The organism is Mesorhizobium sp. M7A.F.Ca.MR.245.00.0.0 (assembly GCF_003997415.1).
GTDB lineage: Bacteria > Pseudomonadota > Alphaproteobacteria > Rhizobiales > Rhizobiaceae > Mesorhizobium.
In genome coordinates this window covers 1-1,608 of the sequence record NZ_RZTE01000098.1, presented here as the reverse complement: position 1 = coordinate 1,608, position 1,608 = coordinate 1, and the positions used below count along the sequence as shown (strand labels likewise).

The following is a 1,608-nucleotide window of genomic DNA, read 5'->3' as shown; positions in this document are numbered from 1 at the left end:
TCACTATACGGGGAGAAGTGCCCGGCAGGGCGATGAGGGGCGGCGCCGACTTCGACAATTGTTCATTTGGAACGACCACCCCGAGCCGCGCCATCGCCCCGCTGCTCACGTTACTCCTCTCCATCCTCTTCCTCATCCTGCCGGCACTCACCGCGCGGGCCATGGACATCCAGTCCGTCACCTCGCCAAAGGGCATCACCGCCTGGCTGGTCGAGGACTATTCCGTGCCGGTTGTCGCCATCCGCTTCGTCTTCGGCGGCGGCTCGACGCAGGATCCGGTCGGCAAGGAAGGGCTGGCCAATCTGATGACCGGCCTGTTCGACGAAGGCGCCGGCCCGCTCGACAGTGAAGACTTCCAGATCAAGCTCGACGATGCCGGCGCCGAGATGAGCTTCGACGAGAGCCGCGACGGCATCTACGGCTCCATGCGCATGCTGGCCGAGCAGCGCGACCAGGCCTTCGACCTGTTGCGGCTGGCGGTCAACGAGCCGCGCTTCGACCAGCTGCCGATTGACCGCATCCGCTCCCAGATCCTGTCCGGCATCATCGCCGGCGAAAACGATCCCGACACGGTGGCGCAGAACAAATGGGCGCGAGCGCTTTATGGCGATCATCCCTATTCCCGCTCCGACCAGGGCACCAAGGAAAGCATCGCCACCATCACGCCCGATGATCTCAAAGCCCTGCACAAAGCGGTGTTCGCGCGCGGCGGGCTGCGTGTCGCCGTTGTCGGCGCCATCGACGCGGAGACGCTGAAGAAGAAGCTCGACATGGTGTTCGGCGACCTGCCGCAAAACCAGGCGCTGAGGCCAGTGGCCGATATCGACCCGAAGCTGGCGCAGCATATCGAGGTCGACTACGACCTGCCGCAGACCTCCCTGCAGCTCGCTTTTCCCGGCGTGAAGCGCAAGGCGGCGGATTTCTTCCCCGCCGTGCTGATGAACGAGATTCTTGGCGGCGGCACCTTCACCTCGCGCCTGTTCCAGGAGGTGCGCGAGAAGCGCGGGCTGGCCTACAGCGTCAACTCCTCGCTCATCAACCAGGACCACGCCAGCGCGCTGATCGTCAGCACCGGCACCCGCTCCGACCGCGCGTCCGAAACGCTGGGCATCATCCGCGATGTCGTCAAGCAATTGGCCGAACAAGGCCCGACCGAAGCCGAGCTGGCGGCCACCAAGAAATACATGATCGGCGCCTACGCCATCAACAATCTGGACTCGTCCAGCGCCATCGCCTCGACGCTGGTCGAGTTGCAGCTCGACGATCTCGGCATCGACTACATGCAGCGCCGCGCCGGCTACATCAACGCGGTGACGCTAGATCAGGTCAAGGCGGCGACGAAGAAGCTGCTGACCGCCGAGCCGACCATCATGGTCATCGGCCCGAAGCTGGCAGGAGCCGGCAAGGGATGAGAGCGGGCACGCATTTCTCTTTTCCGGACGCCGGCGCCGCCCCTCATCGCCCTGCCGGGCACTTCTCCCCGTATAGTAACGGGGAGAAGGGGGTTGGCCGCAACCTCGGCCCCCACCTGGCAACCTTGGTGATTGGCGAAATCGGCGATGGCAGCACCCTTCTCCCCGTCACTATACGGGGAGAGGATGCCGGCAG

At 64.7% G+C, this 1,608-nt stretch carries 1 protein-coding gene; it reads left to right on the top strand.

Annotated features, from left to right (window positions below; all coding sequences use genetic code 11):
* The first annotated feature begins 5 nt into the window (after positions 1 to 5).
* Positions 6 to 1,412, top strand: coding sequence for a pitrilysin family protein (locus EOB80_RS34220; protein ID WP_245466513.1), 1,407 nt, complete (start codon positions 6 to 8; stop codon positions 1,410 to 1,412).
* Positions 1,413 to 1,608: the final 196 nt, after the last annotated feature.